Below are 24,176 nucleotides of genomic sequence, written 5' to 3'. Positions count from 1 at the left end.
GCCGGCAGCGCTACATTCGGTCCATGTTGGTCAGCGAGCGGATCGGACAGTTCTTCGTCGAGTCCGATGGTGGGCGCGACCGGCTCGAGTACACCGAGTACGGCTCGGGCGACGACTGGGTCGTGCTGCTGCACGGCCTGCTGATGCCGCGCCGGATGCAGCAGCCGCTCGCCCGAGCGATGGCCGCGCAAGGGCTGCACGTGGTGACCCTCGACCTGCTGGGGCACGGCCGCTCGGACCAGCCGGCCGACCCGCTGGTCTACTCGATGACGTCGTTCGGCGAGCAGGTCGTCGCGCTGCTCGACCACCTCGGGGCCGAGCAGGCCGTCATCGGCGGCACCTCGCTGGGCGCCAACGTCTCCCTGGAGGTGGCGGTCATCGCGCCGGAGCGGGTCAAGGGCCTGATCGTCGAGATGCCGGTGCTCAACAACGCGCTGGTCGCCGGGATCCTCGCGTTCGTCCCGATCATGCTCGCCGCGCGCTACCTGCCGGTCACGGCCAACACCTTGCAGCGGGTCTCGCGGTCCGTGCCCCGCGGGATCGTCCCGTTCTGGGCCGGCATCTGCCTCGACACCGTCGACCACCGCGCCGAGTCCATCGCCTCGGTGCTGCACGGGGTGATCTTCGGCCGGCTGGCCCCGTCCCGCAGCCAGCGTCGTCGGATCCAGGCGCCGGTCTTCCTCGTCGGTCACCCGATCGACCCCATCCACCCGTTCGTCGACGCCGACATGCTGGCCGCGGAGCTGCCCAACGTCCGGCTCGAGCGAGCGACCTCGATCCTCGAGTGGCGGTTCCGGCCGGAGCGGCTGACCACCGCCGCTGCCGACTTCGCCCTCGAGTGCTGGCAGGAGCACCCCGCGACGACGAAGGCCACGACGAAGACCCGCACCCGGAAACGCTGACGCCGCACCCCGCCCGTACGGGCTTGCGCAGGCTCGGTGGGGGAGAATGACCTCGTGCCCCTGTACCGCGACGAGGCCGTCGTGCTCCGCACCCACAAGCTGGGCGAGGCCGACCGCATCATCACCCTGCTGACCCGTCAGCACGGGCGCGTGCGCGCGGTCGCCAAGGGGGTGCGGCGTACGACGTCACGCTGGGGCTCGCGCCTCGAGCCGTTCAACCACGTCGACCTCCAGCTCGCGGAGGGACGCAGCCTCGACGTGGTCACGCAGGCCGAGACGCTCGACCCGTTCCACGCGCGGCTGGGGCTCGACTACGACCGCTACACCGCCGGCACGGTGATGCTCGAGACCGCCGAGCGCCTGGTCACCGAGGAGAAGGAGCCCGCGGTCCAGCAGTTCCTGCTGCTCGTCGGCGGGCTGCGGGCGATGGCCGGCGCCGAGCACCCCGCCAAGCAGGTCCTCGACTCCTACCTGCTGCGCTCGCTGGCCGTCGCGGGCTACGCGCCGTCGTTCGACCACTGCGTGCAGTGCGGCGTCGAGGGTCCGCACCGATTCTTCAACCCGTCGGCCGGCGGCGTCCTGTGCTCCTCCGACAAGCTGCCGGGATCGGCCACCCCCGCCGGGGAGACGGTCGTCCTGCTCGGGGCACTGCTCGTCGGCGACTGGCCCGTCGTCCACGCCGCCGAGCCGCGCCACCTGCGCGAGGCCAGCAACCTCGTCTCGGCCTACCTCGCCTGGCACCTCGAGCGCGGCCTGCGCTCGATGGCGTACGTCGAGCGCTGAGGCCAGACGCGCGAGGCGGTCAGTCGGCTCGTCCCGCGGCCATCCCGCGCCGCGTACGACGAAGGGCGCCGGGCGCGCAGGCGGTGAGGACGACACCGCAGATGGCCATGAACCACGGGCCGCGACGACCGCTGTCGCCGAAGAACGTCTCGGCCACACCGAGGCCCCCGAGCGTGTAGACGACCGCGAAGACGGGGCCGGTCAGCAGGAAGGTCCAGGCGAGGATCCAGCCGGTGCGGTACTTCTGGGCCGGCGCACGAAGGAACGCGCCCCGCACCAGCATGGTCACGATGCCCACCCAGAACACCACCCACGCAGCGACCTCGAACCCCCGCACCACGGTCATCGACGGACCGTAGCCGCGTCCGCACGGCCGAGGACACACCCGCAGGAGTCACGGGCCGGCCACCGACATCGGCGGAGAATGAACAACCGACACCGACCGCCCGGTTCGCGCCGCGGGCACCACATCTTGGGGAAAGATCCTCGAGACGCTCCTGCACGCGTACCCGTACGCCACGGGACCTCGTTGAGCCCGGTAAGAGCCTGAGGGCCACGTCCGGCCCGGGCGAGACGGCTGTCCGGAGGCGATCATCATGACGAAGCAGTTGCACCCACTACCCCTACGACGATGGGTGGGGCGCGGTGTCGTCCTGGTTGCCGCCACGGTCGTGCTGGCTCTGTCCGCGGGCACGGGGGCGCACGCAGGTGATGCCGGACCCCTCGGCGACGTCACCGAGGGCCTCGGAGGTGCGATCCAGCCCGTGGTGCAGTCGGCGGTCGAAGCGGTCCAGTCGGCCGTCCCGCAACCGGTGCAGGAAGCCGTCGAGCCAGCCGTCGAGAACGTCGTGGAGCCGGCGGCGTCCGACGTCGAGCAGGCCGTCACGTCGCTACCGGGTGCTGGCAAGGCTGCCGAGCCGGCGGTCAAGGTCGTCGAACCGGTGGTGCGTCCGGCCGACGACCGTGCTGATGGCGGGGACGGCCGCGGCGCTGGGGGTCGGGCCGGTGAGCCAGTCGAGCAACCGGCGGGAGAGCCCGCGACAGGGACCGTCGATCCGGTCGACGGGCCGGCCCAGACCCCCGCCGCTGCCCAGGCGTCCGCTTCGAGTGGTCAGGCCGACAGCAATGCCGTCGGCGGCTCGGGCGACGGTGCGGCCGCCGGTCCCGCGTCGACCGGCCCCACACGCGTCGGACAACCGCCGTCACGAGCAGGTCTCTGCGACGAGCTGCCTCCACGCCCGATGGCAGTGTCGGCCATCGTGCAGCACCCCGACGAGCTGGACGCGGACCAGGAGCTGTGGAACCTGACGAACGCGCTCATGCACTCGTGGATCGATGGCGACGTGCCGGGCTCGGTCGACGTCGGCCCACCGAGTGATGAGGACGGCGACGCGTGGGCGCTCGGCCCGCTGGGGGGTGAGGAGACGGACCTCCGGGCGCCCGGACGGTGGGGCACGGTCGAGGTGCTGAAGCTGATCGGGCTGTTCGGGCTGCTCGGGCTGCTGGCTGCCGGTCTGGCAGTGGTCGTGGCCCGGCAGACCGAGTGACCTGAGGTCCCACCTCATGGCTGGTGCACGTCCACGCGCCTAGGCTGGCGCCGTGAAGCGACAGGTGAAGCCGCCGACCCCGCACCCGAGCGGCGCGACGCCGCCGCCGGTCCCGCGCGACCTCGTGCCCGAGCACGTCGCGATCATCATGGACGGCAACGGCCGGTGGGCGAAGGAGCGTGGACTGCCCCGCACGAAGGGGCACGAGCAGGGCGAGCACACGCTGTTCGACGTCGTCGAGGGCGCGATCGAGATCGGCGTGAAGGCCATCTCGGCCTACGCGTTCTCCACCGAGAACTGGTCGCGCTCGCCCGACGAGGTGCGCTTCCTGATGGGCTTCAACCGCGACGTGATCCGCCGCCGGCGCGACGAGATGCACGACCTCGGCGTACGCGTGCGCTGGGCCGGTCGCGCTCCTCGGCTGTGGCGCTCGGTCATCAAGGAGCTCCAGGTCGCCGAGCAGATGACCAAGGACAACGACGTCCTCACCCTCACGATGTGCGTGAACTACGGCGGCCGGGCCGAGCTCGCCGACGCCGCCCGCGCCATCGGCCGCGAGGTCGCCGCCGGCCGCCTCAACCCGGACAAGATCGACGAGCGCGTCTTCGCCCGGCACCTCTACGTCCCCGAGCTCCCGGACGCCGACCTGGTCTGGCGCACGTCGGGGGAGCAGCGACTGTCCAACTACATGCTGTGGCAGGCCGCCTACAGCGAGATGGTCTTCACCGACGTGCTGTGGCCCGACGTCGACCGACGGCACCTGTGGTCGGCCGTCGAGACGTACGCCAGCCGCGACCGCCGCTACGGCGGCGCGATGCCCAACCAGGCGCCCGACCACGCGCCCGACCAGGCTCCCGGCCAGCCCTAGCGGCAGGCGGGGCAGGTCCCGAAGATCTCGAGCGTGTGGCTGATGTCGGCGTAGCCGTGCTCGCTCGCGATCGCACTCGTCCACCGCTCGACGGCCGGGCCCTCGACCTCCACGGTCGCCCCGCACGTGCGGCACACGAGGTGGTGGTGGTGCGTGTCGGAGCAGCTGCGCCAGATGGCCTCGCCGTCCTCGTTGCGCAGCATGTCGACCTCACCGGCGTCGGCGAGGGTCGCCAGCGTGCGGTAGACGGTCGCGAGGCCGACCGACTCGCCCTGCTGCGAGATGAGGTCGTGGATCTCCTGCGCGCTGCGGAAGTCGTCGAAGCCCGCAAGCGCGGCGGCGACCGCCCGACGCTGGCGGGTCGGTCGGACCGAGGGCCGCGGGGTGGGGTCAGTGCTCGTCATAGTGCTCTCCGTGTACGGCGTGCCGGTGGCCGTCGTGGACGTAGTCGACGTGGTCCGCGTGCGGCACGGCCGGGTGGCCGCAGTCCGTGCCGTGCTGGTGCGGGTGCTCGTCGGTGATCGTGTGCGTGGCGACCTCGACGCTCGGGAACGGTGAGAGCATCCGACGGCGCCTGCGCAGCCACACGCCGATGGGCCAGGTGGAGGCGAACATCGCGAGGGCGAGCAGCACGATCGTCGGCCCCGGAGCCACGGTGGCCCGGAACGACAGGCCCGCGCTGAGCAGCAGCCCGCCGAGGGCCGCCAGGACGCCGACGACCATCGCGCCCGCGATCGTCGTACGGAACGAGCGGGCGAGCTGCTGGGCGGTCGCGACCGGCACCACCATCAACGCGGACACGAGCAGGAGGCCGACGGTGCGCATCGCGACGGTGACGGTCACCGCGGCGAGCACGGCGATCAGCAGGTTGTAGACGCGCACGCGCAGGCCGGCGACCCGGGCGAAGTCGGGGTCGCTGGAGACGGCGAACAGCTGGGGGAGCAGGCCGAGCGTGGTCACGAGCAGCACCACGGTCAGGCCGAACGTGAACCACACGTCGCTGGCGGTGATGCTGGTGAGCGACCCGAAGAGGTACTCCTGGAGCCTCGCCGCCCCCTGTCCGGCGAGGCCGGTGATCAGCACGCCGCCGGCGAGGCCGCCGTAGAAGAGCAGGGCCAGCGCGACGTCGCCGTTGGTGTGGCCCCGCTCGCGGATGACCTCGATCAGGACGGCGCCGAGGACCGCGACGACGACGGCGGTCCACGTCGGCGAGGTGCCGGTGAGCAAACCGATCGCGACGCCGGTGACGGCGACGTGGCCGATGCCGTCCCCCAGCAGGGCGAGGCGGCGCTGCACGAGGAAGGTGCCGATCGCCGGCGCGGCCAGGCCCGTCAGCAGCGCGGCGAGGAGCGCGCGCTGCATGAAGGGCAGCGAGAAGAGGTCGACGAAGTCGCTCATCGCCCGCCTCCCAGCTCGTCGAGCGGCGATCCCACGTGCGGGACGTGGTCGTGCGAGGCGGCCAGCGGGTGGTGGTGCCCGTGGGCGTCCTCCTCGTCGAGCGCAGGCCCGTCGTAGGCGATGCGGCCGTCGCGCATCACGACCGCGCGGTCGATCAGCGGCGCCATCGGGCCGAGCTCGTGGGCGACCAGCACGATGGTGGCGCCGCCGGCCTTGAAGGTGGCGAGCGCGTCGGCGAGGGCGCGCTGGTTGCCGAGGTCGACCCCGGCGGTGGGCTCGTCGAGCACCAGGAGGTCGGGCTCGCCGGCCAGTGCGCGGGCGATCAGGACGCGCTGCTGCTGCCCGCCGCTCAGCTGGGACACGCCGAGGCCGGTGCGGTCGGACAGCCCGACGACGTCGATCGCGTCGGCGATCGCCCGTCGGTCCTCGCGGGAGAGCGGGAGGAAGGGGCGCCGCCGGGTGATGCGCCCTGACGCGACGACCTCCCAGACGGTCGCGGGCACGCCGCTGGCCGCTGAGGCGCGCTGCGGCACGAAGCCGACCCGCTTCCAGTCGCGGAAGTCGGCGTACGGCGTTCCGAAGAGGCTGATGCCGCCGCCCGTCACCGGCAGCAGGCCGGTGACCGCGCGCACGAGGGTCGACTTGCCGGAGCCGTTCGCGCCCATCAGCGCCAGGAACTCGCCGGACCGGACGGTGAGGTCGATCCCGCGCAGGATCGGGCGGCCGCCGATCGCGACCGACCCGTCGCGGACCTCGACCGGAGGTGCTCCGGGGCTCACTGGCATCCGTTGGCCTTCCGGAGCGCGTCGAGGTTCTGGCCCATGAGGGAAAGGTAGTCGTCGTCGGACGTCTCGTCCGAGAGGCCCTCGACCGGGTCGAGCACCGCGGTCTCGAGGCCGAGGTCGCCGGCGAGGGAGTCGGCCATCTTGCTGCTGGCGAGGCGCTCGGAGAAGACGGTGGTGATGCCGTCGTCGGTGATCAGCTGCTGGAGCCGGGCCAGGTCGGCCGGCGTGGGCTCGGCGTCGGGGGAGAGGCCGGCGATCGCCTCGAACTGCAGCCCGTAGCGGGCGAGGTAGGAGAACGCCTCGTGGCTGACGACGGTCGTCGTTCGCTCGCACTGCGCCAGGCCGTCGACGTACTCCTGGTCCAGGGCCTCCAGCTCCGTGCGCAGGTCCGCCGCGTTAGCCTCGTACGCCGCGGCGCCGTCGGGGTCGAGCTCGACCAGCCGGTCGGCCACGGCGTCGCCGAGGTCGGCCATCAGGAGCGGGTCCTGCCAGAAGTGGGGGTCGAGGTCGCCGTGGTCGTGGCCCGCCTCCTCGTGTTCGTGCTCGTGCTCGGAGGCGGGCATGAGCTCGACCACGTCTGCCGCGTCGACGATCTCGGCGTCGGGCGCGTTGGCGTCGACGGTCTCGTCGACCGCGGGCTGGAAGTCGTGCTGGAGGACGATCAGGTCGGCCTCCGCGAGGGACGCGGTCTGCTTGATGTCGAGGGACAGGTCGTGCGGCTCGGTGCCCGGTGCTGTGAGGTTGGTGACCTCCCACTCGTCGCCCGCCACCTGACCGGTCACCCAGGCCAGCGGGTAGAACGCGGCGACGGCCGAGCGACCATTCCCGGCGCTGTCGTCGGACCCGCCGCAGCCGGCAAGGAGAGCGGCCGAGGCGAGGGCGGTGGCGAGGGCGATCGGTCGGGTGGCGGACAACATGAGAACGATTCTCACCCTGTTTGAGAACCGTTGTCAAACCGGGTGGACCACCCCGGCCGTAGGGTGAGCCCGTGCTCGTCGTGACCCGCCTCCGTACGCCCTCGTCCGATGCGGCAGCCGAGAGCGAGCTGCGCGCCGGACTGCTGCAGGCCCTCGACATCCTGGCCGCCAAGCCCGGGTGGGTCGGCGGCGACGTCGGCCGCAACGTCGACGACCCGACGCTCTGGGTGCTGACCACACGCTGGGAGAACGTCGGTTCCTACCGGCGCGCGCTGGGGTCGTACGAGGGCAAGATGCACATCCAGCCGCTGATGGTCCACGCGCTCGACGAGCCCAGCGCCTACGAGGTGGTCGAGGAGGGGACCGACCTCAACCAGGCGCACCCCCGCTCGATAGGCTGACCGCTCGTTTCTCCGAGCCGGCAGCCAGCCGGCCCGACCTGCCCACACCTGAGGACCTGCACCGTGGCCAAGCCCGCCCCCACCGCCCTGGACAACGTCGTCTCCCTCGCGAAGCGCCGAGGTTTCGTCTACCCCTGCGGTGAGATCTACGGCGGTACGAAGTCGGCCTGGGACTACGGCCCGCTCGGCGTGGAGCTCAAGGAGAACATCAAGCGCCAGTGGTGGAAGTTCATGGTGACGCGGCGCGACGACGTCGTCGGCCTCGACTCCAGCGTCATCCTGCCCACCCGCACGTGGGAGGCCTCCGGCCACCTGAGCACCTTCAGCGACCCGCTCGTGGAGTGCCAGTCGTGCCACAAGCGCTTCCGCGAGGACCACCTCCAGGAGGACCACGCGGCCAAGAAGGGCATCGACGACCCCGACACCGTCGACATCAACGAGTCGGTCGCCTGCCCCAACTGCGGCACCCGCAACGCGTGGACCGCGCCGCGCAACTTCAACATGATGCTCAAGACCTACCTCGGCGTGATCGAGGACGAGTCCGGCCTGCACTACCTGCGGCCCGAGACCGCGCAGGGCATCTTCCTCAACTTCGCCAACGTGGTGACCTCGAGCCGCCAGAAGCCGCCCTTCGGCATCGCCCAGATGGGCAAGAGCTTCCGCAACGAGATCACGCCCGGCAACTTCATCTTCCGCACGCGCGAGTTCGAGCAGATGGAGATGGAGTTCTTCGTCAAGCCCGGCGAGGACGACGAGTGGTTCCGCTACTGGATCGAGCAGCGCACCAAGTGGTACGTCGACCTCGGCATCAACCCCGACAACCTGCGCCACTACGAGCACCCGCAGGAGAAGCTGTCGCACTACTCCAAGGGCACGACCGACATCGAGTACCGCTTCGGGTTCTCCGGCCGTGACTTCGAGGAGCTCGAGGGCATCGCCAACCGCACCGACTTCGACCTCAAGCAGCACAGCGAGTTCTCCGGCAAGGACCTGTCCTACTACGACCAGGCCGCCGACGAGCGCTACCTGCCCTACGTCATCGAGCCGGCCGCCGGTCTCACCCGCTCGCTGATGGCGTTCCTCATCGACGCCTACACCGAGGACGAGGCCCCCAACACCAAGGGCGGCGTCGACAAGCGCGTCGTGCTCAAGCTCGACCCGCGCCTCGCGCCGGTCAAGGTCGCGGTCCTGCCGCTGAGCCGCAACGCCGACCTCTCGCCGAAGGCCAAGGCGCTGGCCGCCGAGCTGCGCGAGAACTGGAACGTCGACTTCGACGACTCCGGCGCCATCGGCCGTCGCTACCGCCGCCAGGACGAGATCGGTACGCCGTTCTGCGTGACGGTCGACTTCGAGACCCTCGACGACGACGCGGTCACCATCCGCGAGCGCGACTCGATGGCCCAGGAGCGGGTCAGCCTCGACGGCATCACCCGCTGGTTCGCGGAGCGCCTGGTCGGCTGCTGACGCAGGAGGCGATCTGCGTCGAACGCCGGCGCAACGCTTCGGACGCGAGGCATGATCCGCGGGTGCGCACACCTGTCGGCCGTCTTCTTGGCGTCGCTGCGTTCGCCCTCGTCCTCGTAGCCTTCGTCATCCTGGACGTGTGGCTGGGCGGGGACGGCCCGGCGCTCGAGCCCCTCGACGCGAGGGGCGACGAGGGCTCGGGACTGCCGATCCCGAGCACGGACCTGCCCGTTCTCGGTCCCCTGCCCGGCGACCCTGCGGACCTACCCAGGACGTTGTCCTTCGGTGCCGCCGAGGTCGTCCAGATGTCGATCGGGGAGGACGCCTGGGCACCCGTCGCGATCACGGTGCACGCAATCCGCCGCGGGGACGCCACCGCGATCGACCGGACCCGCCCCCACGGGCTCGCGCGGCCGCGCCACGTCTACTACGCCGACGTCACGCTGACGTTCGAGGGCCTCGGCGTCGTCGACGTGACGCCCTTCCTCACGCTCGCCCAGGGCTCGCGCGAGCTGAACATCCACCACGCCCCGTTGCCGCTGTACCGACCGTTCCCACCGTGCCCCGGCGCGGCTGACGGGGTCACCCTGCGGGCCGGCGAGCCGGTCGACGTCTGCATGGTCTTCCCCGGACCGCGACCCGAGCGGGTCCGCGGCGTCTCGATCCTGGGCGAGGCCGGCGTGCCGACCTGGGAGGGACCCGTGTCGTAGGCGGTCGAGCCGTGTGACCATGTCGCCATGCGGCGCACCACGCTCCTCGCGACAGCCCTCGCGCTGACGCTGGCGGGGTGCAGCGACCCGGGCCCCACCACGGACGAGGAGCCGACCGCCGCCGCCACGACCGCTGTCGACGACGGCACCGAGCCCGGCACCCGGCTCGAGCACGGTGAGACGGCGACCCTGGTGTGGCAGCCCACCCGCGACGTCGACGGCGAGCTCGAGCTGAGCGTCGACGAGGTCGCCGAGCAGCGACCGTCGGTCTTCGACGGGTGGACCCGCGACGGGGCGATCGCCGCGGCGCGGCCCTACTTCGTGACCGTGAACGTGGCCAACACCGGCGAGTCCGACCTCGGCGGCCAGGACGTCCCGCTCTACCTGCGCGACACCGCGGGCACGCTCGGTGCCCCCTGGACCCTCGGCGGCGACTTCACCGCCTGCCAGAGCGGCCCGCTGCCGGTGCCGTTCGAGCCCGGGGACGAGACCGGGATGTGCCTGGTCTACCTCGTCCCCGACGGCGGGCGGGTGCGCGACCTGGTCTTCCAGCCGACAGAGGGCTACGACCCGATCTCGTGGACCGGCAAGGTCCAGGAGCCGAGCACGGCGGAGCCCGGCCGAGAGCGCGGACGCGGCTGATTTTGGCCGGGCACGATCCCGCTCGGACAATGGGGGCATGACCGTCGTGCCCGACTCCCTCACCCTGGGTTCGCTGCGCGTCGACACCCCCGTCGTGCTCGCACCCATGGCCGGCATCACCAACGCCGCCTACCGCCGTCTCTGCGCCGAGCAGGGCGCGGGGCTATACGTCTCCGAGATGATCACCAGCCGCGGCCTCGTCGAGGGCGACGAGGTCACGAAGAAGATGCTGACCTTCGACGAGCTCGAGACGGTGCGCTCGGTGCAGCTCTACGGCACCGACCCGGTCTACATCGGCAAGGCCGTCGAGATCCTCTGCGCCGACCACGGCGTCGCCCACGTCGACCTCAACTTCGGCTGCCCGGTGCCCAAGGTGACCCGCAAGGGCGGTGGGGGAGCGCTGCCGTGGAAGCGCGGCCTCCTCGGCGAGATCCTCGAGCACGCGGTCGCCGCCGCGGCGCCGTACGACGTCCCGGTGACGATGAAGACCCGCAAGGGCCTCGACGACGACCACCTGACCTACCTCGACGCTGGTCGGATCGCCCAGGAGAGCGGCGTCGCCGCGATCGCCCTGCACGGACGCACGGTCCAGCAGGCCTACTCCGGCGAGGCCGACCGGGACGCCATCGCCGCCCTCGTCGACCACGTCGACATCCCCGTCCTCGGCAACGGCGACATCTGGGAGGCCGCCGACGCCGTCCGGATGGTCGAGCAGACCGGCGCCGCGGGCGTCGTCGTCGGCCGCGGCTGCCTCGGACGCCCCTGGCTGTTCCGCGACCTGGCCGCGGCCTTCCACGGCGAGGACGTCGCCACCCTCCCCGTCCTCGGCGAGGTCAAGGCGATGATGCGTCGCCACGCCGAGCTGCTGTCCGAGCACATGGGGGAGGAGCGGGGCTGCAAGGAGTTCCGCAAGCACATCACCTGGTACCTCAAGGGCTTCCCCGCCGGCGGTGAGCTGCGCCACCAGCTAGCCCTCGTCGACTCCCTCGCCTCCCTCGACGCGCTGCTCGCAGGGCTCGACGACACCGCGCCGTTCCCCGAGCGCGAGCTCGGCACGCCGCGCGGACGACAGGGGGCTCCACGCAAGCGGGTCGTGCTCCCCGACGGGTGGCTGGACGACACGGACGGGCGCGGCGCACACCTGCGCGAGGACGTCGACGAGACCACCGGGGGCTGATCCCGCGGGGTCGGCGTCGTACGCACGGATCCCGTCACGGGTGAGCCGGAACACGCCGGAATTTACCGGGGAAGATTGGGACAGGCCGAGTTTCCTGTGCTCTACTCGATGATCGCGTCGACGTGGGCACGAGTTCTTCCCCCGTTTCCGGGCTCGTGGATCGACGCAACGTCCCCCGTCAGCAAGTGCAAAGGATCAGCGCTGTGGCTCATCATCGCCACAAGCGGGAAGCCCCTGCTACCACCCCCCGTCCGTCTCGGATCCCCCGTTCCGTCCTCGTCTCCGCACCGCTCGCCGTCGTGGCGACGCTGTCCGCGGTGACCATGGGCGTCCTCGCCGCAGAGCCGGCGACCAACGACAGCCTGCTCGCCTCGTCCGGCACGTCCCAGCCAGCCGCTGGAGCGGCCGCCGACACCGTCGACGACACCGCACTCCGTCGGCGCAGCGAGACGACCACCGTCTCCCGCTCGCAGATCCGCACCGCTGCGAAGGCCGAGGCCGCCGCGCGCAAGGACATCAGCGTGGACCAGAAGGCGCGCCGGCTCGCCAAGAAGACCGACGACGCCGTGTGGACCACCGACGTCCTCAACCTCTGGGACGGCCCGTCCGGGGCGTCCGACAAGCTGGGCGTCATCGGCGCCGTCAAGCAGGTGTCCGTGACCGGCCGCACCCAGGCCGGCCGCACCCAGGTCGTCATCGACGGCCAGTCGCGCTGGGTCACCTCCGACTACCTCAGCCCCGAGAAGCCGAAGCCCGAGCCGAAGGAGCCTGCCGGCCCGAGCCTGGGCGGGGTCTGCTCCAACGGCTCGTCCATCGACGCCGGTCGCGCGTCGCTCTACGGCATCCACGACGTGGTGTGCGCCAACTGGCCCTCCGTGACCAGCTACGGCACGTGGCGCGGTGACGGCGAGCACGGCGAGGGTCGTGCCATCGACATCATGGTGAGCGGCGAGACCGGCTGGGCCATCGCGAACTTCCTGCGGGCCAACTACGCCTCGCTGGGCATCGAGTACATCATCTACTCGCAGAACATCTGGTCCGTGGAGCGCTCCGGCGAGGGCTGGCGCGGGATGTCCGACCGTGGGTCGACGACCGCCAACCACTACGACCACGTGCACGTCACGGTCTACTGAGATGTAGCCCGCCTCGGACGTCGTCGGCGTCCGAGGGGGGAGCTAGGCTGACCGGCCCATGAGCATCGAGGACCCGTACGACGACTCGGCGCGCGAGCGCATCGTCGCCGAGCCACCCAAGCGGGTGGAGGCGCCGGTGCGCCTCGCGTTCGAGCGCGACCGGGCGCGCGTCGTCCATGCGGCGGCGTCACGCCGGCTCGCGGCCAAGACGCAGGTCGTCGGACCACAGACCGACGACTTCGTCCGCAACCGCCTCACGCACAGCCTCGAGGTGGCGCAGGTCGCCCGCGACCTGGCCCGGGCCATCGGGACGCACCCCGACATCGCGGAGACCGCGGCACTCGCGCACGACCTCGGGCACCCGCCGTTCGGCCACAACGGCGAGCGGGTGCTGGCCGAGCTCAGCGCCGACTGCGGCGGCTTCGAGGGCAACGCGCAGACGCTGCGCCTGCTGACACGGCTGGAGTCGAAGACCTTCGACGCCGACGGTCGCTCGGTCGGGCTCAACCTGACGCGCGCGACCCTCGACGCCTGCACGAAGTACCCCTGGGTGCGGGCGGAGGCGACCGGGCCCCACGGGGTCCACGCCGACGGCACGCCGCGGGTCGTCGTGAAGTTCGGCGTCTACGACGACGACCGCCCCGTCTTCGACTGGCTGCGGTCGGGGGTCGAGGGCCGCCGGCGCTGCCTGGAGGCCCAGGTGATGGACCTCGCCGACGACGTCGCCTACTCCGTCCACGACGTCGAGGACGGCATCGTGGCCGGTCGCCTCGACCTGACCCGGCTCGACCGTGACGCGCTCTGGGAGACCGTCCGCTCGTGGTACCTGCCCGGGATCGACGACGCCGCGCTCGACGTGGCGCTCGCCGACCTGCGGGCCGTGGGCAGCTGGCCCCGGTCGTCGTACGACGGGAGCAGACGCAGCCTCGCCGCGATCAAGAACCTCACCAGCGACCTCATCGGCCGCTTCTGCGGCAGCGTGCAGCAGGCGACATTCGCCGCGACGGCGGGGGAGCCGCCGGTGCGGCACCGCGCCGACCTGGTGGTGCCCGAGGCCACCGAGGTCGAGATCGGGGTCCTCAAGGGGATCGCCGCCCACTACGTCATGCAGGCCGACGACCGGGTGGCGCTGATGCAACGACAGCGCCAGCTCGTCGCGGAGCTCGTCGAGGCCCTGTGGGTGCGCGGGGTCGACGCCCTCGACCCGGTCTTCGTCGAGGACTGGGAGCGAGCGGGCGACGACGCCGGCCGACGACGCGTGGTCGTGGACCAGGTCGCGTCACTGACCGACGCCAGCGCCGTCACGCGTCACGCCGCGCTGACCTGACAGGGGCCCGGCCCGAAGGCCGAGCCCCTGTCAGGCGTGCGTCCGGCGACCTACGGCAGGTTGCCCTGCGGGTACGGGTCGTCCTGGCGGGCCGTGCTGTCGGGGTGCAGCTGCTCCTCGAGGTCGGAGCGGTGATCGCCGCTGCCGCTGCCCGAGGGCGTCACCTTGTCGGCCGCCGTGCTGGCCGCCGAGGCGACCTTGTCCTTCACCACGGGGGCCTTGTCCTTGGCGAGGTCGGCCGCCTGGTGCGCCTTCTCCTGGACCCGGGGGTCCTCCTTGACGCGGGTGGCCGCCTTCTTGATCTGTTCGTAGCGCTCCCGGCCGGCACGCGTGCCGAGCACGTAGCCGACACCTCCGGCGACGAGCAGCATGAGCTTCTTCATGGGGTCTCCCTTCCCTGGTTGGCTTCTGTGCGAGCTGTGGTGCTCGGGGTGTTGCTCAGCGGTGTTGCTCAGCGGTCGCCGCGGCGCCGCCACAGCAGCAGGACCACGGCCATCGCCACGAGCGAGCCGGCGGCCGCGAGCACCTCGGTGCGGGGCTGGCCGGTGTCGGTCGTGGCGGCGTCCTTGAGCGAGGCCACCCGCTGCTGCGCCTGCGACTTCACGTCGAGCTTGGCCGCGAGCTGGTCGACGGTCCCGGCCAGCTGCTCGCGCTGCACCGCGATCTCGGCCTCGAGCTGCTCGGGCGTCTTCTCCGGCGTCTGGTCACTCATGGGTGATCTCCCTTCACCGTCGCGATGTCGTCCTTCAACCCCTGGATCGCCCGCTCGGGAGCGGGGGGTCCGGCCTCGGCGACCTTGTTCCTGCCGACCAGTCCGGCCACGGCAGCGACGGCGAGCAGGACGAGCGCCACGATGAGGGCGGCCAGCCAGGCGTCGACGACGAGCGTGAGGGCGAGGATCGCGGTCGCGACGAGCGACCCGAACGCGAAGAAGGCGAGCAGCCCGGCGACGCTGAACATGCCGATCCCGACACCCGCGCGCTTGCCCTTCTGGGCGACCTCCGCCTGGGCGAGGCGCATCTCCGAGCGGATGAGGTCGGGGACCTGCTGGGTGAGCTGGTGGACGAGCGCGCCGAGGGTCTGGTCCTGGGTCTGACTCTCTGGCGCTCCGTGCTGAGCGGTCATGCTTCGACCTTCCCAGACGCGCCCACGGGGCACCAGCGACGTACGCCCCAAGGGGTGGCCGGACGTGAGGATCCGGGCCACCGGCAGCCGTTGTGGAGACTCCGCCGTGCTCGTGGGAGGGCGCCCGTAGACTCCCCGGCGTGGTAGGCCGGATTCGCGACGACGACATCGCCGAGGTGCGCGAGAAGGCGCGGATCGACGACGTGGTGTCGGGCTACGTCACGCTCAAGCGCGCCGGCGGCGGGTCGCTCAAGGGCCTGTGCCCCTTCCACGACGAGAAGACGCCGTCGTTCAACGTCAATCCGGCCCGCCAGTTCTTCCACTGCTTCGGCTGCGGCGAGGGCGGTGACGTCATCTCCTTCCTCATGAAGGTCGACGGGCTCACCTTCACCGAGTCCGTCGAGCGGCTCGCCGACAAGTTCGGCGTCCAGCTGCGTCGCGAGGAAGGCGACGACGAGCCCGTACGACCGCGCGGACCGGCCCGCGGCCGACTGATCGAGGCGCACAAGGTCGCCCAGCAGTTCTACGCCGAGCAGCTGGCCGGCCCCGACGCCGTGGTCGCGCGGCAGTTCCTGCACGAGCGCGGGTTCGACCAGTCCGCGGCCGCGACCTTCGGGGTGGGGTTCGCGCCCCGCGACGGCGAGGCGCTGGTACGCCACCTGCGCGGTCGACGGTTCAGCGACGAGGAATCGGTGGCCGCCGGGCTCGTCGCGCTGGGTCGCTCCCACTACGACCGCTTCCGCGGCCGTCTGGTGTGGCCGATCCGGGAGGCCAACGGCGACACGATCGGCTTCGGCGCGCGCCGGATCTTCGACGACGACCGCATCGAGGCGAAGTACCTCAACACCTCCGAGACCGCGATCTACAAGAAGAGCCACGTGCTCTACGGCATCGACCTGGCCCGCACCGCGATGAAGGACAGCCAGCAGGCCGTCGTCGTCGAGGGCTACACCGACGTGATGGCGTGCCACCTCGCCGGCGTCAAGACCGCGGTGGCCTCGTGCGGCACGGCCTTCGGCCAGGACCACGCGCGGGTGCTGCGCCGCTTCCTCGGTGACCACGACACCACCAGCGGCGAGGTGATCTTCACCTTCGACGGCGACTCGGCCGGGCAGAAGGCAGCCATGAAGGTGCTCGACAGCGACCAGGTGTTCGCCTCGCAGACCTACGTCGCCGTCGCCCCCGAGGGGATGGACCCCTGCGACCTGCGGCTCAAGGAGGGCGACGAGGCCGTGCGCGAGCTGGTCGCCAGCCGGAAGCCGCTCTACCGCTTCGCGCTCGACAACGTCCTCACCCGCTACGACCTCGACCGCGCCGACGGCCGCGTCGACGCGCTGCGCGACGCCGCCGGGCTGGTGGCCGGCATCCGTGACAAGACCAAGGTCGAGACGTTCTCCCGCGAGCTCGCGCACATGGTCGGGGTCGACCTCGACCAGGTGCGGGCGGAGGTGCGCCGGGCGGCCGCCCGCCCCGCTGCCGTCAAGGACGAGCGCCGTCCGGTCCGCGGCGGCGACGCCCCGCAGGCGCCCGAGCCGGCTCGTCCGGCCCTGCCGAGCCTGTCCGACCCCCGGTTCCTCATCGAGCGTGAGCTGCTCAAGCTCGTCATCCAGCACCCCGCCGGGGTGGGCCGCACGACCGCCCACGTGACCACGGGCGACTTCACCCACCCGACGTTCCAGGGCGTCTGGGAGGCGGTGACCGCGGCCGGAGGGCCCGTCGCCGGTGTCGACGACGCGGGGTGGGCCGCCAAGGTGCGTGGGTCGGCCACCGACCCCGCCGTCGTCGCGGCGGTGACCGAGCTCGGGGTCGAGCCGGTCCGCGGCACCAGCGACCCCAACCCGACGTTCGCCGTCGCCTACGTCTACCGACTCCAGGAGCTCACCACGTCCCGCCGCATCGCCGACGTCAAGGCCCGCCTTCAGCGCACCAACCCCGTCGAGCAGGCGCTCGACTACAACCGGATGTTCGGCGAGCTGGTGACGCTGGAGCAGCACCGCCGCAAGCTGCGCGAGGGTGCCGTGGGCCAGCCGGGAGGGCAGTCCTGATGGTGCCCGTGAGCTGGCGGCGGCGTTCGCTCGTCCCCTCCGTGGAGGTGCCGCGCGGCGAGAAGGTGCTCGCCGTGACCACCACGACCGACGGCGCGGTGCTCGCCGGCACCCGCGACGCGTTCTACGTCGTCCGGGACGGCGAGACCCGGCGCGTGCCCTGGGAGCAGGTCGAGGCGGCCAACTGGGACCGCGACGCCGACACGTTCCGGCTCACCGAGGTCGGCAGCTGGGGCGAGGAGCGACCGGTGCACACCGCGACGCTCACCGACCCGGGGCGCCTGCTCGAGCTGGTCCGCGAGCGGGTCACCGCCAGCGTCGTGCTCCAGCGCCACGTGGCGCTCGGCCGACGCCGCGGGCTGCGGGTGATCGCGCGCCGCGCACCGTCCGGTGCGGGTGGTGTCGAGTGGGTCTACGAGTACGACGAGGGGGTCGATCCCGACGACCCGGAGGTCCGTGCCGCGGCCAGCGAGGCCCTCGAGCTGGCCCGCCGCGACGTCGGCCTGCCCTGATTTCACCCGCGGTGTCGAGGCTTGCTAAGGTTTCGCCTCGCTGCACAAGCGATCCCCTGTAGCTCAATTGGCAGAGCATTCGACTGTTAATCGGAGGGTTGTTGGTTCGAGTCCAACCGGGGGAGCAGTGATGAACGGCTCGTGACCTGCGGAGACGCAGGTCGCGAGCCGTTTCGCATTCCCGATGCAGGGGCCAGCCGCCCAGCCTCGCTACCCCTCGGTCGCCACCTCGAGCGGGGTCGCCGGCTCGCCGTCGCCGAACAACGTCGCGTACGTGGCTCCGGCGATGAGCCCGCCGAGGAGCGGCGCCAGGATGAACAGCCACAGCTGCCAGATGGCGTCCCATCCCGCGAACATGGCCGGACCGATGGAGCGGGCGGGGTTCACCGACGTGTTCGACACCGGGATGCTGACGAGGTGGATCAGGGTCAGCGTGAGTCCGATGGCGATGGGTGCGAAGCCCTTGGGAGCTCGGGTGTCGGTCACGCCGAGGATGACGTACAGGAAGAACGCCGTGAGGAGGACCTCGATGATCGCCACGGCCCACCAGTCGTAGCCCATCGGCGACCGGTCGCCGTAGCCGTTGGTGGCGAAGCCCGTCTCCGTGGAGTCGAATCCGGGGATGCCGTGCGCCACGACCCACAGCACGAAGGCCGCGGTGATCGCGGCAACGACCTGGACGACGACGTAGCCGGGCACCTCCTTCCAGGAGAGGCGCTTGCACATGGCCAGGCCCACCGTGATTGCCGGGTTGAAGTGTGCACCCGAGACGTGGCCGACGGCGTACGCCATGGTCAGCACCGTGAGGCCGAAGGCGAGCGAGACTCCGAGCCACTGGACGTTCTCGCTCGCGAGCACCGCCGTACCGCAGCCGCCGAAGACCAGCCAGAACGTGCCGAAGAACTCCGCCGCGAGACGCTGAGGGTTGGTGTGCATGGAGTGCCCCCTTCGGGCGATGACGGTTCGTCGCGGAGGAGGCGGCCTACTGGTCGTGCCGGTACTTGCGGTAGCCCACCACGATCCCGCCACCGACGATGACGAGGAGGACCAGAGCCACGATCAGGTAGACACCCGTGCTCGTGATCATGACAACCATGGCGCCCTCGCCCTCCCATCGCTCGACCGGTGCGCATCCGCGCGTTCGTGCGGTGGTGTCCGATCACCTCGGGCGACCGCCGGCTCCACACGCTAGCCAGCGCACGAACGCCGCACCTCATCCTCTCCGGGTGAGGCAGGCGCGACGCGTCACGCGTGCGAATCGTTGCGGGCCTATCCGGGTACGGCGGGCCAGGTCCCCGCTGCGTCGCGACACAGCGCGGACCAGGCCCGGGTGGTCAAGAAGCGGCCACCCGGGCCGCATCCCTCTGCCTGCCGGCTCGGGCTCCACCGGCCCATCTATACGATGCGCTCGGGGTCGAGCCACTGGGAGGGAAGGCGTGCGCATGGACCGTCATGAGTTCGGACGGCGGCTGGCAGAGGCTGCGCGGGGGATGTCGGAGGCCCGGCACCCTGCCGACACCCTGCAACGCATCGCCACGATGGCCGTCGAGCTGATCGACGCCTGCGACGTCGCCGGTGTCTGCGTGCTGCGGTCGGGGCGCAACGACACCTGCGCCCACACCCATGCGTCGCTGCAGGTGATGGACGACCTGCAGCACGACCTCGCCGAGGGGCCCGCAATGGGCGGACCGCCGATCGCCGACGTGGTCTCGGTGGGCGACCTCAGCACGGACGCCCCCTGGCCGCGGTGGGGGAGCGAGGTGGTCGACCGGACCGGGGTGCGGGCCTACCTGGGCTTCCGCTTGTTCGTCGAGGGCGACAGCATCGGCATGCTCAACCTCTACGCCTACGAACCCGACGCCTTCGACCACGAGGACAAGCTCGACGGCCTCGTCGCGGCGGCGCACGCGTCCGTGGCCCTCAGCGCGACCGTGCGGCACGACCAGATGCACACGGCCCTGACGAGCCGGCAGCTGATCGGCGAGGCGACCGGGATCCTGCGCGAGCGGTTCGCGCTGACCTCGGACCAGGCCTTCGCGGTGCTCAAGCGGCTCTCGTCGGAGCAGAACATCAAGCTCTTCGCCGTGGCCCAGCAGGTGGTCGAGACGGGCACCCTGCCCGGCTCGGCGTCCTGACCCGGTCCGGTCACCCGGTTGCCGTGAGGTAACGCTTCCACGGTCGCGTGTGAACTGTGCGTTACGCCGCCCCGTCCGGCGCAGGGCTGGGACAGGGTGGCGCCATGAGCGCAGGACCGATGGATGGCCACGACCGTTGCGAGTTCGTCGTACGCCCGGACGGGATCGTGGTCGGTGACGACGGCTCAGCGGGTGCGCTCGCCGCTGCTCTGCCCTACACGGGCCGGCTGGCGCGTCGCGCGGGGGAGCTGGTCGAGATCGGTGACCTACGGGCGCTGGAGGCGCTGGGCACGTGCCGCCTGACGGTCGGGGTGACCTGGACGCCCGCCGGGGAGGGCACCTACCGGGCGGTGCTCGCGCCCGCCGAGGCCCGCACCGTGCCGACCTTCATGGTGATCGGCGGCGCGGACGCCACGGCCACGGTCGTCCACTGCCTCGGCCGGGTCCAGGCGGTCGGGGGCGTCCGCTGGGCTGGTGTCGTCACAGCCGGGTCGCGCGTCGTCGCCACGGCGGGGGACGGGGCGGCGAGGCGCCACCTCGACGAGGTGGGCAACCGCATGCTCGCGATCCTGCGCTCGCTGGAGGACCAACCCGTGGCGGGATTCGTCCGGCTGCGGTTCGAGGAGGCGTACGTGGTCGGCGCGTCGCTCGGTCGCCACGCGCTGGTGGCCTGCACGGACGCGACGGACGAGCACGCGCTGCTCGCGACGATCGACGAGGTGCGCGCGATCCTGGCCGATCACGACCTGTCGTCGGTGCCGACGCAGGACGACCCCACTGCAGCCCATTCCACATCTGTCGACGAGACGGCCGACGAGGTCCTCGTGGAGGCCGCGCCGACCCCGCCGCCTCTGGTCGGCGCGCGGTTCGCCGGTGCTGGTGCGAGGCAGCCACGCGGGGGCAGGCGCCGGTTCGGGCGGGGGGCCCTCAGCCCCAGCCCAGGGGAAACACCTCGAACGTCGACGCATGGGTGACGCCGAGCCCCTGGCCGCCGCCGCGGAGGATCCCGTCGAGGAACTCCTCGGGGTCCCAGCCCTCCCAGCCGAGGCCCTCGATGTAGGCCCGGTGCTCCTTCAGGGAGGCGACGCCGGCCGCGAAGGTCTCGGTCACGTCCACCGCGTGCGTCGCCTGCGGTGACCCGCCCGCCCACACCGCCTTCACGCCGCCCCACGGCTCGAGGCCGTCGGTCAGCTGCTCGGGGAACACCCAGCGGTTGCCGGCGTCGCGGACCGCGTCGAGGAGCGCCCTGCCCACGGCGATGTGGTCGGCCTGGTTGAGGTTGGTGCCGCCGAACGTCTCGCGGAAGTTGATGGTCAGCGCGACGTCGGGTCGCTGCTCGCGCACGACCTTCGCGAGCGCGCGCCGCAGCTCGACGCCGTACTCCAGGACCCCGTCGGGCAGGCGCAGGAACAGCACCTCGTCGACGCCGACGGCGGCGGCGGACGCGATCTCCTCCGCCTCGCGCAGTGGTCCACACTCGTCGGGGTGGATCCCGTCGATCCCGGCCTCGCCGCTGGTCACCATGCAGTAGACGACCTTCTTCCCCTGGCCGGTCCACCGCGCGACCGCAGCGGCCGCGCCGTACTCGATGTCGTCCGGGTGCGCCACGACGAACAGGGCGCTCTGCCAGTCCTCGGGCAGCGGTTCGAAGGACGGGGGTGCGGGTCGTTCGGCGCTCATGCCCCGAGCATGGCACCGCGACGGCGGCGTGTCTGCCGGCTCGTGTTGTGTAGTGAAACGAACGACTTACTCCTATATGGTCGGGCGCATGACCTCGTACGCGCCCACCCGCCGTGGATTCCTCACCGCCGCTGCCGCTCTCGTCGGCGCCGCGGCCGTTCCCACCTCCGTGTGGCGCGCAGCCCCTGCGTCCGCTGCGTCCCCGTTCATCCTCAAGCCCACCCCGCCGGCCTACTTCACGGACTTCGGGACCAACGCCGAGATGCGCTGGGCCTCGGTCGACCCCCAGCGCTACCTCACGCCCCAGTCGCGCCTGTTCGTGCGCAACCACACCCGCACCCCGCAGGTCGACCGGTCGACCTACGCGCTGCGCGTGTACGGCGACGGGCTGGCGACGCCGAGGGGAGACGGGGAGGCGCTCAGCTTGTCGTTCGCCGACCTCCAGCGGCTGCCCCACCACGAGATCACCGCCGTGGTGGAGTGCACCGGCAACGGTCGGAGCTACTTCCGGACCCAGCAGGGACAGACCGTCTCCGGCACCGCCTGGACGCTCGGCGCCGTCGGCACCGTGCGCTGGAGCGGCGTCCGCCTGCGCGACGTCCTCGCCTCCGTCGGGCTGTCGCCGGACGCGGTGTCCATCCAGGCCACCGGGCTCGACGACCCTTTCGTCTCGGGTGGCACGGACTACGGCCGGGTGCGTCGTCCGTTCCCGGTGGAGAAGGCGCTCGACGACGCGCTGCTCGCGTGGGGGATGAACGGTGAGGACCTGCTGCCCGACCACGGCTACCCGCTCCGCCTGGTGCTGCCCGGCTGGGTCGGCATCGCGAGCATCAAGTGGCTCGGGTCGCTGGAGGTGTCGACGACGCAGCTGACGTCGCCGTGGAACACCACCTTCTACCGGATGGTCGGCCCCGACTGGCCGGCCGACTCCCCGCCGCTGACGGTCAACCCGGTGCGCTCGGCGTGGGAGCTGGCCCCGGACCAGGTGCTGCCGTCGCGGCCCGTCACCCTCAGCGGGCGGTCGTGGAGCGGCGCGGGCCGGATCAGTCGCGTCTCGGTGAGCCTCGACGGCGGGTCCAGCTGGCGCCCGGCCGTCCTGGACCGCCGGTCCCGCGAGGACGAGGGTTGGACGCAGTGGTCGGTGCGCTGGGGCAACCCGCGCCCCGGACGCCACGAGCTGCTCGCCAGGGCGACCGACGAGCAGGGCCGCACCCAGCCGTTCGTGGCCGCCTTCAACACGCAGGGCTACTTCTTCGACGCCGTCGTGCGCCATCCCGTGCAGGTCGTCTGACCGCCTGCGGGAGAACGGGAGGCCGTCAGGCCATCACGCCGACGGCCTGCGGGGCGAAGCCCGGGAAGACCTGCGCGACCGAGACACCGAACCGTCGGGTGACGACCTCCGCGAGCACGCTGCGGTAGTCGGTGGTGACCAGGAGGTCGGCGTCCGGTGTGTCGGACAGGCCGGGCCACGAGCCGTAGTAGCGGCCGCCCCGCACCCCGGCGCCGGCGACGAACATGACGTTGCCGAAGCCGTGGTCGGTGCCGTAGTCGTCGTTCTCCCGCACCCTGCGGCCGAACTCGCTCAGCGTCACGAGGGTGACCCGCTCGGCGGCCGGGCCGAGGTCGGCGAAGAACGCCGCGATCGAGCTCGCCAGGTCGCCGGCGTTGCGCTTCATGTCGCCCCACTCCAGCGTGCCCGCGTCGGTGTGCATGTCCCAGTCGCCCTGGTCGACGGTGATCACCTCGGTGCCGACGCCCGAGCGCACGATCCGGGAGACGTCCGAGAGTGCCTGGCCCAGCCCGCTGGCGGGGTAGGCGGTGGCGGGCGCGCCGGCCGGGGTGTCCCGGGCGGCGCCGAAGGTCTGCGCCCCCGAGATCGCGTCGCGCACTGCGCGGCTCATCCGGCTGCTTCCGCGCCACGCGTGCGTCAGGGACGCCAGCCGGCGTCCCTCCTCGTCGGCGCCGGCGACCTTGGCCTGGTCGACCCGGCCGACGACGAAGGCCGGCTGGGCGCCGAAGAGCGAGGTGGGCGCCTGGTTGCCCATCGCCGTGCCCTGCAGCGGCGAGGTGCCGGGCAGCTCGCCCAGCAGGCGGTTGAGCCAGCCGGTGCGCTCGGACGAGCCGGGAGCGGCGTCCTCGATGGCCTCCATGGCCGCGAAGTGCGAGCGGTTGGGCGCGGCCATGCCGGTGGCGTGCACGGCGGCCAGCGTGCCCGCGTCCCACATCGGCAGCAGCGGCGCGAGGGCGGGGTGCAACCCGAACATCGCGTCCGGTGCCAGCAGCGCGGTGTGGGGGATCGCGAGCCGCGGGCGCGCGGCGTAGTAGACGGGGTCGGCGTGCGGGACGACGAGCGAGAGGCCGTCGGCCGCGCCACGCAGCGAGAGGATCACCAGCACGGAGCCGCCGGGCGCGGCCAGTCGGGCGGCGCTGCGGCCGGTGACGGCGTACGCAGGCGGGCCGGTGCCCGTGAGCGACGGGCCGAGCGCGACGGCACCTCCGGCGAGGGCGGTGCCGAGCAGCGCACGGCGGCTCAGGGCCAGTCGTGCCTCGTCGTAGTCGGGGCAGCCGCAGGGTCGGGCCCCCGGAGCAGCAGGGGAGGCAGGGGTCGGGTGGGGAGCAGTCATG

27 protein-coding genes and 1 tRNA gene are annotated in these 24,176 nt (G+C 72.0%); 17 read left to right on the top strand and 11 right to left on the bottom strand.

Translation table 11 applies throughout. From position 1 onward, the window contains the following. Nucleotides 1-23: 23 nt before the first annotated feature. Together JOD65_RS17835 and recO are read left to right on the top strand one after the other, a co-directional pair. Nucleotides 24-902: an alpha/beta fold hydrolase gene (locus JOD65_RS17835; protein ID WP_191195247.1), complete on the top strand. Its 879-nt coding sequence runs from the start codon at nucleotides 24-26 to the stop codon at nucleotides 900-902. Nucleotides 903-956: 54 nt separating this feature from the next. Next, a complete protein-coding gene (gene recO, locus JOD65_RS17830; protein WP_191195248.1) occupies nucleotides 957-1,685 on the top strand; it encodes a DNA repair protein RecO in 729 nt (242 codons plus the stop codon). A 19-nt stretch (nucleotides 1,686-1,704) separates the two neighbouring features. Here recO and JOD65_RS17825 read toward each other — a convergent pair whose 3' ends face one another. Next, entirely contained in the window at nucleotides 1,705-2,031 is a 327-nt protein-coding gene (locus tag JOD65_RS17825; RefSeq protein ID WP_191195249.1) for a hypothetical protein, read from the bottom strand. Between the two features lie 250 nt (nucleotides 2,032-2,281). On the opposite strand from JOD65_RS17825, the gene JOD65_RS17820 reads away from it, so the two are divergent. Next, nucleotides 2,282-3,232: a hypothetical protein gene (locus tag JOD65_RS17820; RefSeq protein WP_191195250.1), complete on the top strand. Its 951-nt coding sequence runs from the start codon at nucleotides 2,282-2,284 to the stop codon at nucleotides 3,230-3,232. A 52-nt stretch (nucleotides 3,233-3,284) separates the two neighbouring features. Next, nucleotides 3,285-4,100: an isoprenyl transferase gene (locus JOD65_RS17815; protein ID WP_191195251.1), complete on the top strand. Its 816-nt coding sequence runs from the start codon at nucleotides 3,285-3,287 to the stop codon at nucleotides 4,098-4,100. On the opposite strand, the gene JOD65_RS17810 is transcribed toward JOD65_RS17815, so the two are convergent. From JOD65_RS17810 to JOD65_RS17795, 4 genes are read right to left on the bottom strand one after another with little or no spacing between them, the layout of a single operon-like run. Next, nucleotides 4,097-4,504, bottom strand: coding sequence for a Fur family transcriptional regulator (locus JOD65_RS17810; RefSeq protein ID WP_191195252.1), 408 nt, complete (start codon nucleotides 4,502-4,504; stop codon nucleotides 4,097-4,099). The genes JOD65_RS17815 and JOD65_RS17810 overlap by 4 nt on opposite strands. After that, nucleotides 4,491-5,498 carry a metal ABC transporter permease gene (locus JOD65_RS17805; protein WP_191195253.1) on the bottom strand — a complete coding sequence of 336 codons (1,008 nt, stop codon included), beginning with the start codon at nucleotides 5,496-5,498 and terminating at the stop codon, nucleotides 4,491-4,493. The genes JOD65_RS17810 and JOD65_RS17805 overlap by 14 nt, the downstream gene beginning before the upstream one ends. Further along, nucleotides 5,495-6,283: a metal ABC transporter ATP-binding protein gene (locus JOD65_RS17800; protein WP_191195254.1), complete on the bottom strand. Its 789-nt coding sequence runs from the start codon at nucleotides 6,281-6,283 to the stop codon at nucleotides 5,495-5,497. Before JOD65_RS17800 ends, JOD65_RS17805 begins: the two co-directional genes overlap by 4 nt. Continuing rightward, entirely contained in the window at nucleotides 6,274-7,200 is a 927-nt protein-coding gene (locus JOD65_RS17795; RefSeq protein WP_191195255.1) for a metal ABC transporter substrate-binding protein, read from the bottom strand. Before JOD65_RS17795 ends, JOD65_RS17800 begins: the two co-directional genes overlap by 10 nt. Before the next feature lie 71 nt (nucleotides 7,201-7,271). On the opposite strand from JOD65_RS17795, the gene JOD65_RS17790 reads away from it, so the two are divergent. From JOD65_RS17790 to JOD65_RS17760, 7 genes are all read left to right on the top strand, one after another. Then, complete coding sequence (locus JOD65_RS17790) at nucleotides 7,272-7,601, top strand: antibiotic biosynthesis monooxygenase family protein (protein WP_191195256.1); 330 nt, start codon at nucleotides 7,272-7,274, stop codon at nucleotides 7,599-7,601. Nucleotides 7,602-7,664: 63 nt separating this feature from the next. Next, nucleotides 7,665-9,065: a glycine--tRNA ligase gene (locus JOD65_RS17785; RefSeq protein WP_191195257.1), complete on the top strand. Its 1,401-nt coding sequence runs from the start codon at nucleotides 7,665-7,667 to the stop codon at nucleotides 9,063-9,065. 62 nt (nucleotides 9,066-9,127) lie between these two features. Then, entirely contained in the window at nucleotides 9,128-9,775 is a 648-nt protein-coding gene (locus JOD65_RS17780) for a hypothetical protein (protein ID WP_191195258.1), read from the top strand. A 27-nt stretch (nucleotides 9,776-9,802) separates the two neighbouring features. Beyond that, nucleotides 9,803-10,417: a hypothetical protein gene (locus tag JOD65_RS17775; RefSeq protein ID WP_191195259.1), complete on the top strand. Its 615-nt coding sequence runs from the start codon at nucleotides 9,803-9,805 to the stop codon at nucleotides 10,415-10,417. 37 nt (nucleotides 10,418-10,454) lie between these two features. Then, nucleotides 10,455-11,594 carry a tRNA dihydrouridine synthase DusB gene (dusB, locus tag JOD65_RS17770; protein WP_191195260.1) on the top strand — a complete coding sequence of 380 codons (1,140 nt, stop codon included), beginning with the start codon at nucleotides 10,455-10,457 and terminating at the stop codon, nucleotides 11,592-11,594. A gap of 323 nt (nucleotides 11,595-11,917) precedes the next feature. After that, the gene (locus JOD65_RS17765; protein ID WP_504739245.1) at nucleotides 11,918-12,727 is read left to right on the top strand and encodes a VldE C-terminal domain-containing protein; all 810 of its coding nucleotides are present in this window, start codon (nucleotides 11,918-11,920) and stop codon (nucleotides 12,725-12,727) included. Between the two features lie 58 nt (nucleotides 12,728-12,785). Beyond that, complete coding sequence (locus JOD65_RS17760; protein WP_191195262.1) at nucleotides 12,786-14,054, top strand: deoxyguanosinetriphosphate triphosphohydrolase; 1,269 nt, start codon at nucleotides 12,786-12,788, stop codon at nucleotides 14,052-14,054. 50 nt (nucleotides 14,055-14,104) lie between these two features. Here the strand turns inward: JOD65_RS17760 and JOD65_RS17755 are convergent, their stop codons facing one another. The 3 genes from JOD65_RS17755 to JOD65_RS17745 all read right to left on the bottom strand — a co-directional run bounded on the left by JOD65_RS17755 (nucleotide 14,105) and on the right by JOD65_RS17745 (nucleotide 15,179). After that, nucleotides 14,105-14,437, bottom strand: a complete 333-nt coding sequence (locus JOD65_RS17755; RefSeq protein ID WP_191195263.1) for a YtxH domain-containing protein — start codon at nucleotides 14,435-14,437, stop codon at nucleotides 14,105-14,107. A 68-nt stretch (nucleotides 14,438-14,505) separates the two neighbouring features. Further along, on the bottom strand, nucleotides 14,506-14,766 hold the full coding sequence (locus JOD65_RS17750; protein ID WP_191195264.1) for a DUF3618 domain-containing protein: 261 nt from the start codon (nucleotides 14,764-14,766) through the stop codon (nucleotides 14,506-14,508). Further along, nucleotides 14,763-15,179, bottom strand: coding sequence for a phage holin family protein (locus JOD65_RS17745; protein WP_191195265.1), 417 nt, complete (start codon nucleotides 15,177-15,179; stop codon nucleotides 14,763-14,765). The genes JOD65_RS17750 and JOD65_RS17745 overlap by 4 nt, the downstream gene beginning before the upstream one ends. Before the next feature lie 140 nt (nucleotides 15,180-15,319). Here JOD65_RS17745 and dnaG point away from each other — a divergent pair, with 140 nt between their 5' ends. The 3 genes from dnaG (at nucleotide 15,320) to JOD65_RS17730 (ending at nucleotide 17,861) form a co-directional block, all read left to right on the top strand. Then, on the top strand, nucleotides 15,320-17,224 hold the full coding sequence (dnaG, locus tag JOD65_RS17740; protein WP_191195266.1) for a DNA primase: 1,905 nt from the start codon (nucleotides 15,320-15,322) through the stop codon (nucleotides 17,222-17,224). Further along, nucleotides 17,224-17,736: a hypothetical protein gene (locus tag JOD65_RS17735; RefSeq protein ID WP_204811257.1), complete on the top strand. Its 513-nt coding sequence runs from the start codon at nucleotides 17,224-17,226 to the stop codon at nucleotides 17,734-17,736. Before dnaG ends, JOD65_RS17735 begins: the two co-directional genes overlap by 1 nt. Before the next feature lie 52 nt (nucleotides 17,737-17,788). Continuing rightward, nucleotides 17,789-17,861, top strand: a tRNA-Asn gene (locus JOD65_RS17730). 85 nt (nucleotides 17,862-17,946) lie between these two features. Here JOD65_RS17730 and aqpZ read toward each other — a convergent pair. Then, on the bottom strand, nucleotides 17,947-18,672 hold the full coding sequence (aqpZ, locus tag JOD65_RS17725; RefSeq protein ID WP_191195267.1) for an aquaporin Z: 726 nt from the start codon (nucleotides 18,670-18,672) through the stop codon (nucleotides 17,947-17,949). A 506-nt stretch (nucleotides 18,673-19,178) separates the two neighbouring features. Here aqpZ and JOD65_RS17720 point away from each other — a divergent pair. Beyond that, nucleotides 19,179-19,871, top strand: coding sequence for a GAF and ANTAR domain-containing protein (locus JOD65_RS17720; RefSeq protein WP_191195268.1), 693 nt, complete (start codon nucleotides 19,179-19,181; stop codon nucleotides 19,869-19,871). 104 nt (nucleotides 19,872-19,975) lie between these two features. Beyond that, nucleotides 19,976-20,845, top strand: coding sequence for a hypothetical protein (locus JOD65_RS17715; protein ID WP_191195269.1), 870 nt, complete (start codon nucleotides 19,976-19,978; stop codon nucleotides 20,843-20,845). Here the strand turns inward: JOD65_RS17715 and JOD65_RS17710 are convergent. Then, complete coding sequence (locus JOD65_RS17710) at nucleotides 20,799-21,551, bottom strand: PIG-L deacetylase family protein (RefSeq protein WP_191195270.1); 753 nt, start codon at nucleotides 21,549-21,551, stop codon at nucleotides 20,799-20,801. The genes JOD65_RS17715 and JOD65_RS17710 overlap by 47 nt on opposite strands. A gap of 88 nt (nucleotides 21,552-21,639) precedes the next feature. On the opposite strand from JOD65_RS17710, the gene JOD65_RS17705 reads away from it, so the two are divergent. Further along, nucleotides 21,640-22,842 carry a sulfite oxidase gene (locus tag JOD65_RS17705; RefSeq protein WP_191195271.1) on the top strand — a complete coding sequence of 401 codons (1,203 nt, stop codon included), beginning with the start codon at nucleotides 21,640-21,642 and terminating at the stop codon, nucleotides 22,840-22,842. A 25-nt stretch (nucleotides 22,843-22,867) separates the two neighbouring features. On the opposite strand, the gene JOD65_RS17700 is transcribed toward JOD65_RS17705, so the two are convergent. After that, nucleotides 22,868-24,175, bottom strand: coding sequence for a DUF1501 domain-containing protein (locus JOD65_RS17700; protein WP_191195272.1), 1,308 nt, complete (start codon nucleotides 24,173-24,175; stop codon nucleotides 22,868-22,870). Between the last annotated feature and the right edge of the window lies 1 nt (nucleotide 24,176).

It is taken from the genome of Nocardioides cavernae, assembly GCF_016907475.1.
GTDB classification, from domain to species: Bacteria; Actinomycetota; Actinomycetes; order Propionibacteriales; family Nocardioidaceae; genus Nocardioides; species Nocardioides cavernae.
Note: the sequence above shows the minus strand (reverse complement) of the source record. Positions and strands in the feature narration are given on the sequence as shown.